The organism is Actinokineospora sp. (assembly GCF_050699995.1).
In the GTDB taxonomy this organism is placed as follows: domain Bacteria; phylum Actinomycetota; class Actinomycetes; order Mycobacteriales; family Pseudonocardiaceae; genus Actinokineospora.
In genome coordinates, this window is sequence record NZ_JBOHGC010000474.1 from 20,168 (window position 1) to 27,193 (window position 7,026).

Consider the following 7,026-nt stretch of genomic DNA (forward strand, 5'->3'; position numbering starts at 1 on the left):
AACTAATGTTCACGGCATGAGTCGGTTCGTTGACATGCTCGTGACCACCGCGACGACCCTCGGCGACCGCCGCGGGATCACCACAGGTGAGCCGAAGGCACCCGTTCGGCACACGTGGGGCGAGGTGCACGAGCGCGCCACGCGGATGGCGGGCGGGCTCGTCGCGGCCGGTCTGGCCAAGCACGGCGCGGTCGCTGTCCTCGCCGCCGAGCCCGTGACCATCGCACCAGCCGTGCAGGCCGTGTGGCTGGCGGGCGGCAGCGTGACCATGCTGCACCAGCCGACCCCGCGAACCGACCTCGCCGAGTGGGCCGAGGACACCGTGCGGGTGCTGGCGATGATCGGCTCCAAGCTGGTCCTGCTGGGCTCGCCGTTCGACGCGGTCGCGCCGGTGCTCGACCAGCACGGCATCGGATACCTGCGGCTGGAGGAACTCGACGGCGAACCGCTGTCCGACGTCGTCGAGGTCGATGAGGACGCCCCGGCGCTGCTGCAGCTCACCAGCGGCTCGACCGCCGACCCGAAGGCCGTGCGCATCACCCACGGCAACCTGTTCGCGAACCTAACGTCGATGGCCGAGGCGTCGGAACTCGACATCGACAACGACATCATGGTGTCGTGGCTGCCGCTGTTCCACGACATGGGCATGGTCGGCTTCCTGACCGTGCCGATGACCGTGGGTCTGGAACTGGTGAAGGTCACCCCGGTCGACTTCCTCACCGGCCCGCTGCTGTGGGCCGACCTGATCTCGCGCTACCGCGGCACGATCACCGCCGCGCCCAACTTCGCCTACGCCCTGCTCGGCCGCCGACTGTCCGGTGTGGACGAAGAGGGCGAGTACGACCTGTCGTCGCTTCGACTGGCGCTCAACGGAGCGGAGCCGATCGACGAGAAGGCGGTGCTCGCGTTCACCGACGCGGGCGCCCGCTTCGGACTGCGTCCCGAGTGCGTGTTCCCGGCGTACGGCATGGCCGAGGCGACCCTCGCGGTGTCCTTCGCGCCGCTGCTCAGCGGACTGACCCTGGACTACATCGACGCGGAGCAGTTGGAAGCCGAAAACCGTGCGGTACCAGTCGAACCCGGCCCAGACGCCCGCTCGTTCGCCATCCTCGGCAAGCCCCTGCGCGGCATCGAAGCCACGATCGTCGACGACGAGGGCAACGTCCTCGGCGAACGCGAGGTCGGCGAGATCCGCCTGCGCGGCGAGGCCGTCACTCCCGGATACCTCACGGTCAACGGTCCACTCGCGACCCAGGACGCCGACGGCTGGCTCGACACCGGCGACCTCGGGTACCTGGTGGACGGTCAGATCGTGATCTGCGGCAGGCGCAAGGACGTCATCATCCTGGCGGGCCGCAACATCTACCCGACCGACATCGAACGCGCCGCGGCCACGGTCGAGGGCGTCCGCGCGGGCAACGCGGTGGCGGTCCGCATCGACGCGGGCAGCAGGCGCGAACGGTTCGCGGTCGTGGTGGAGTCCAAGCACGCGGGCGACGCGGAGCAGGAGAAGCGGCTGCGCAAGGAAGTCGGGGCACGGGTCTTCGAATCGATCAACGCCCGCCCGGCGGCCGTCGCCGTCCTCCCGCCCGGCACCCTGCCCAAGACCCCGTCAGGCAAGCTCCGCCGCGCCGCCGCCGGCGAACAACTGGCCGCCACCCTCCACCCCTGACTCGCGGGGGTCAGGACTCGCGGTGGCGGAGTTCCTTGGTCCAGGCGGCGATGAGCGCGTCGACGGCGGCCGGGTCGTAGCCGTGGCCGGCGAAGAACGTCAGGTTCAGCCGGGTGTTCGCGATCTCCGCCGACGTGGGCCTGCCGTCGTATTTCGTGGCCGCGTGGCCGAGGGCTCGGGCGAGCCGCTCGACCTCTCCGGGCCGGTAGCCGCGGATACCGGGCGGCGCGGGCGGCAACGGCAGGAAGATGGTCTGCCCATCGGTCACACGCTCGTCCACCGCGTCGTGCGGTGCGGGCGGTTGAGCGGCGGGACGAGCGGGGACCTGCGGGCGGCCGGGCGCCGACGTCTGACCCGGCGCGTGCCGTACGGCGGGCATGGGCGGCATGGGCGCCGAACTCTGGCCAGGCGCCACCGGGCGGACGGCCGGAGTGGCCTGGGCGGGCCGGGAGGCGACCGGGAGGATTTCCTCCGTGTTGTGCGGCTCCGGGTCTTCGCGCTCGTCCATCTCGTTGGCAACCATGTCCAGGAACGCGTCGACCTGGTCTTCGTTGTACCCGCGCTTGACCAGCGGAGCGGCGTCGAACACGACCCGGCGGACTTCGGCCGAGCTCAGCGTTCCCTTGCCCGCCAGGGCGGCTTCGACGAGGTCAAGGAAGTCGTCGACCTGGTCTTCGTGGTAGCCGCGCTTGCCGAAGGGGGCCTTGTCGAAGGTGACGGCCCGCACGGCCTCAGGGGTCAGCGACATCTTCAGCTCCAGTCAGGATGCGTGAAATGCGTTCTGCGCGGCTTCGAGACCCTGGGCGACCAGGGCCTCCACCGCGTCGGCGCAGCGGTCGATCTCGAACGCCAGCTCTTTGCGTTCCGCCGCGGCGAAGTCGCGCAGGACGTAGTCCGCGGGATCCATCCGACCGGGTGGCCTGCCGATGCCGAACCGCACCCGGTGGTATTCCTTGCTGCCCAACGACTTGGTGATCGACCTGAGTCCGTTGTGGCCGTTCTCGCCGCCACCGAGCTTGAGTCGGACCGTGCCGAAGGGCAGGTCGAGCTCGTCGTGGATGACGATCAGGTTCTCCTGTGGAGCTTTGTAGAACTTCGCCGTGCCGACGACCGCGCCACCGGAGAGGTTCATGTACGAGCGTGGCTTGGCGAGCACCACCCGGGTGCCCGCGAGCCGCCCCTCCAGCACGTCGGCGCCGGACTTGTGTGCCTTGAACTTGCCGCCCACCCGCGCCGCCAGTTCGTCGGCGACGAGAAATCCGATGTTGTGCCGGTTGCCCGCGTACTGCGGCCCGGGGTTGCCCAGCCCCACGACGATCATCGGTGCGTCGGTCATCTCAGCTCCTGTAAATCACCGATGCCCCGGACCAGCGAACGACTGGGCCGGGGCATCGGAAGATGATGCAGGGACTCAGCCCTCCGAGCCGTTCTCGCCCTCGGCGGACTCGGCCGTGGCCTCGCCACCCTCGGAGTCCATCTGCTCGGCGGTCGGGGCGGCGTTCACCGCGACGACGAGCGCCTCCGGGTCGGTGACCAGGTTCGCGCCCGCGGGCAGCGGGATCTGACCGGCCAGGATCTGGGTGCCGATCTTCACGCCCGCGATCGAGAACTCGATGCCATCGGGGATGTGCAGCGCCTCGACCTCGATCTGCAGGGTCGACAGGTCGTGGGTCAGCAGCGAGCCGATCTCGGCGTCGCCGGTCAGCGTCAGCGGGACGTCGACGGTGACCTTCTCGCCGCTCTTGACCAGCAGCAGGTCGACGTGCTCGATGTAGTTCTTGAGCGGGTGCGTGGTGACCGTCTTGGTCAGCGCCAGCTCGATGCCGTTGCCGATGTTGAGGGTCAGCACCGCGTTGCTGCCGTGCTCACGCACGACGCGGGCGAACTCCAGCGCGGGCAGCGCCAGGTGCTTGGGGTCGGAACCGTGTCCGTAGAGCACGGCGGGGATCTTGCCGGCGCGGCGGGTGCGGCGCGCTGCGCCTTTGCCGAATTCCGTGCGCTGCTCGGCAGCCAGACGTACCTCGGACACGGTGGTGCTCTCCTTGCTGATCATGCGGCGGGGGCGCGACTTCTCAGTCGGGGCGGCAGCCTGCGGCAGCGGGTGCGGAGAGCGTGAATACACGTACGGTTGGAAACCGCCACGTCGATCACGCCAGGCGCGAAAGCCCGCCTCGCCGAGGCAACCCGGATAGTTTACGCACGACGTGGACACCCGGCGAACCGGGGGCCACAACCGCCTATCGGCCGCTCTCCACGGCGGCGTCCCGATGGTCCACTTCAGGGCCGGTTTCGACTCCGGCGCGGGTGTCGGCGACCCGTAGGCCGGCGATCACCCCGGAGAGCCCGCGGTGGTCCCGCGGCCGCCACGCCATGATCCCGCTGACGACCAGCAGGAGCAGGCCCAGGCCGCCCCAGCCCGTCGCGGTGAGGATGAAATACCCGCCCGAGCCGACCAGGAAGCGCACCAGAATCCGACCCACGGAGGGCTTCGCGCCGTCCGGTCCGAGCGGTCGCAGCAGCACCGCCCGCTGTCCGAGCGTGGCGCCGTCGCCGAGCAGCGGCGCGAGCAGCAGGACGATGGCGACCGGGACCGCGGTGCCCAGGACCCAGGTGGGCGGGTTCGGGCGGGCCGGCAGGTCCAGCGTGACCACGGTGGCGACCTGCAGGAGCCCGCCCAGGATGACGACGGCCACCAGGTCGAGCAGCATCCCGAAGAGCCTGCGGCGCGTGGTGACCGGGCGCGGCACCTCGGGCGCCTGCCGGACCCGCTTGCCGGGCAAGACCCCCAGCACGGGGGCGAGCAGGAAGCCCACCGCGCCGCCCGCGGTGTTCGCGAGCAGATCGTCGACATCGAAGAGCCGGTACGGGCACTCGAACAGGCCCCAGACGGCGGTCAGCTGGGTGAACTCGATGAAGAGCGACACGGCGGCCGCGACGCCGACCACGGTCGCCGAGCCGCGCCGGAACAGCAGCCTGCCGAACATCCCCAGTGGGACGAACAGGCCGACGTTGAACACGAACTGCTGCACGGCCGGGTTGTGCAGGGTCGCCCCGACACCGCTGCCGACCTGGTCGGTGCGGATGTCGCGGAGGAACTGCAGCGGTCGCAGCTGCGGGTGGCGCACAGCGTTCTCGGCGCACCAGGCGGGCGTCGTGTCCGGGACGGGCAGCAGCGTGTAGGTCCACAGGGCGAGCGCGTAGACCAGCAGGCCGAAGGCGAGGATCGCGTGTCCGAGGCCGAACTCGCCTCGCCGCCGGTAGCTCCACCCCACGTAAGGCAGCACCAGCAGCAACGCCAAGACCGTCCCGCCGAGAAAGGCGAGAATCGCGGAGAGCTGAGGATCGGTCACCCCGCGTAACCTAATCGCCGAGTGTCGGGACCGCCTGTCGTGCGGGCGGGCCGGAGCCCGCCCGCACGTGGATCAGGCGTCGCCGTCGAACAGGGACGTGACCGAGCCGTCCTCGAAGACCTGCTGGATGGCCCGCGCGAGCAGCGGCGCGATGGACAGCACCGTCATCCGGGGGTAGCGCTTCTCGTCCGGGATCGGCAGCGTGTTGGTGAAGATGATCTCCTTCGCCCCGCACTCCGACAGCCGCTCGCGGGCCGGGCCCGACAGCACGCCGTGGGTGGCGGCGATGACGACGTCGGCCGCGCCCTCGTCGAGGAGCTGGCTGACCGCCTTGGCGATCGTGCCACCGGTGTCGACCATGTCGTCGATCACCACGCACAGCCTGCCCTCGACCTCACCGACCACGCGGTTCGCCACGACCTCGTTGGGCCGCAGCGGGTCACGGGTCTTGTGGATGAACGCGATCGGCGTTCCGCCCAGGTCGTCGGCCCACTTCTCGGCCAGCTTGGTGCGGCCGGCGTCGGGGGACACGACGGTGATGTTGGACGCCGGGTAGTTCTCCTTGATGTAGCGCGAAAGGAGCGTCTGCCCGAAGAGGTGGTCGACCGGCCCGTCGAAGAAGCCCTGGATCTGGGCGGTGTGCAGGTCGACCGTCATGATCCGGTCGGCGCCCGCGGTCTTGAACAGGTCGGCGATCAGGCGCGCGGAGATCGGCTCGCGGCCCTTGTGCTTCTTGTCCTGCCGGGCGTACGGGTAGAACGGCATGATCACGGTGATGCGCTTCGCGCTCGCCCGCTTGAGGGCGTCGACCATGATCAGCTGTTCCATGATCCACTGGTTGATCGGCGCGCAGGCGCTCTGCATCACGAAGGCGTCGCAGCCGCGGACCGACTCCTCGAACCGGACGAAGATCTCACCGTTGGCGAAGTCGTAGGCCGACTGCGGGGTGATGGCCACGTTGAGGTGCTTGGCCACTTCCTCGGCGAGCTCTGGGTGAGCTCGGCCGGAGAACAGCATGAGGTTCTTCTTCGGGACCCCGGACTTCGTGCTCATGAACGACCCTCGCTGTTCTGCTCGTCTTGCATGCGGGCCTTGGCCCGTTCCGCGGCCTCAGCCGCCGCGGTGCCCGGGCGGCGATTGACCACCCAGTCGTCGATGTTGCGCTGCAGGCCGCCGGAGACGGCCAGCGCACCCGGCGGCACGTTGCGCCGGATCACGGTCCCCGCGCCGCTGTACGCGCCGTCGCCCACGGTCACGGGGGCGACGAACATGTTGTCCGACCCAGTGCGCACGTGGGACCCGACGACGGTGCGGTGCTTGGCCACGCCGTCGTAGTTGACGAACACGCTGGCGGCGCCGATGTTGCTGTGCTCGCCGATCGTGGCATCGCCCACATAGGACAGATGCGGGACCTTGGACCCCTCGCCGATCTCGGAGTTCTTGACCTCGACGAAGGTGCCGATCTTGCCCTTGGCGCCGAGCTTGACGCCGGGACGCAGGTAGGCGAACGGTCCGACGCTCGCGCCGTCGCCGATCTCGGAGCTGCTGCCGTGCGTCCGCACGACGGTCGCGCCCGCGCCGACGGCGACGTCGGTGAGCGTGGTGTCCGGCCCGACGGTGGCGCCCTCGCCGACCGTGGTGTGGCCCTTGAGCTGGGTGTTCGGCTCGATCAGGACGTCGCCGGCCAGTTCGACGCCCGCCTCGATCCAGGTGGTGGCCGGGTCGGTGACCGTCACGCCCGCGCGCATCCAGCCCTCGACGACGCGGCGGTTCAACTCGGCGCCGAGGCGGGCGAGCTGAACCCGGTCGTTGACGCCCTCGACCAGCCAGGGGTCGTCGCAGACCAGCGCGCCGACCCGGCGGCCGTCGCCGCGGGCGATGCCCAGCACGTCGGTCAGGTAGAGCTCGCCTTGGGCGTCGTCGGTCGAGAGCCGGGACAGGCTGTCGACCAGGACCTCCGCGTCGAACGCGTAGACGCCGGAGTTCACCTCGGTGATCTTGAGC

The 7,026-nt window shown here is 70.1% G+C and carries 6 protein-coding genes and 1 pseudogene; 1 reads left to right on the forward strand and 6 read right to left on the reverse strand.

The window, feature by feature from the left end:
- The first annotated feature begins 16 nt into the window (after positions 1-16).
- Positions 17-1,672: a fatty acyl-AMP ligase gene (locus tag ACRDSQ_RS23685; protein WP_431424120.1), complete on the forward strand. Its 1,656-nt coding sequence runs from the start codon at positions 17-19 to the stop codon at positions 1,670-1,672.
- Between the two features lie 10 nt (positions 1,673-1,682).
- Here ACRDSQ_RS23685 and ACRDSQ_RS23690 read toward each other — a convergent pair whose 3' ends face one another.
- The 6 genes and pseudogenes from ACRDSQ_RS23690 to glmU all read right to left on the reverse strand — a co-directional run.
- Positions 1,683-2,420, reverse strand: a complete 738-nt coding sequence (locus tag ACRDSQ_RS23690; protein WP_431424122.1) for a DivIVA domain-containing protein — start codon at positions 2,418-2,420, stop codon at positions 1,683-1,685.
- Between the two features lie 12 nt (positions 2,421-2,432).
- On the reverse strand, positions 2,433-3,008 hold the full coding sequence (pth, locus tag ACRDSQ_RS23695) for an aminoacyl-tRNA hydrolase (protein WP_091378780.1): 576 nt from the start codon (positions 3,006-3,008) through the stop codon (positions 2,433-2,435).
- A 75-nt stretch (positions 3,009-3,083) separates the two neighbouring features.
- Positions 3,084-3,701 carry a 50S ribosomal protein L25/general stress protein Ctc gene (locus tag ACRDSQ_RS23700; RefSeq protein ID WP_431424123.1) on the reverse strand — a complete coding sequence of 206 codons (618 nt, stop codon included), beginning with the start codon at positions 3,699-3,701 and terminating at the stop codon, positions 3,084-3,086.
- Positions 3,702-3,909: 208 nt separating this feature from the next.
- Complete coding sequence (locus ACRDSQ_RS23705) at positions 3,910-5,022, reverse strand: VanZ family protein (protein ID WP_431424124.1); 1,113 nt, start codon at positions 5,020-5,022, stop codon at positions 3,910-3,912.
- Between the two features lie 72 nt (positions 5,023-5,094).
- Entirely contained in the window at positions 5,095-6,075 is a 981-nt protein-coding gene (locus ACRDSQ_RS23710) for a ribose-phosphate diphosphokinase (RefSeq protein ID WP_431424125.1), read from the reverse strand.
- A pseudogene (gene glmU, locus ACRDSQ_RS23715) lies at positions 6,072-7,026 on the reverse strand (bifunctional UDP-N-acetylglucosamine diphosphorylase/glucosamine-1-phosphate N-acetyltransferase GlmU); the annotation flags it as partial. The gene ACRDSQ_RS23710 and the pseudogene glmU, both read right to left, overlap by 4 nt.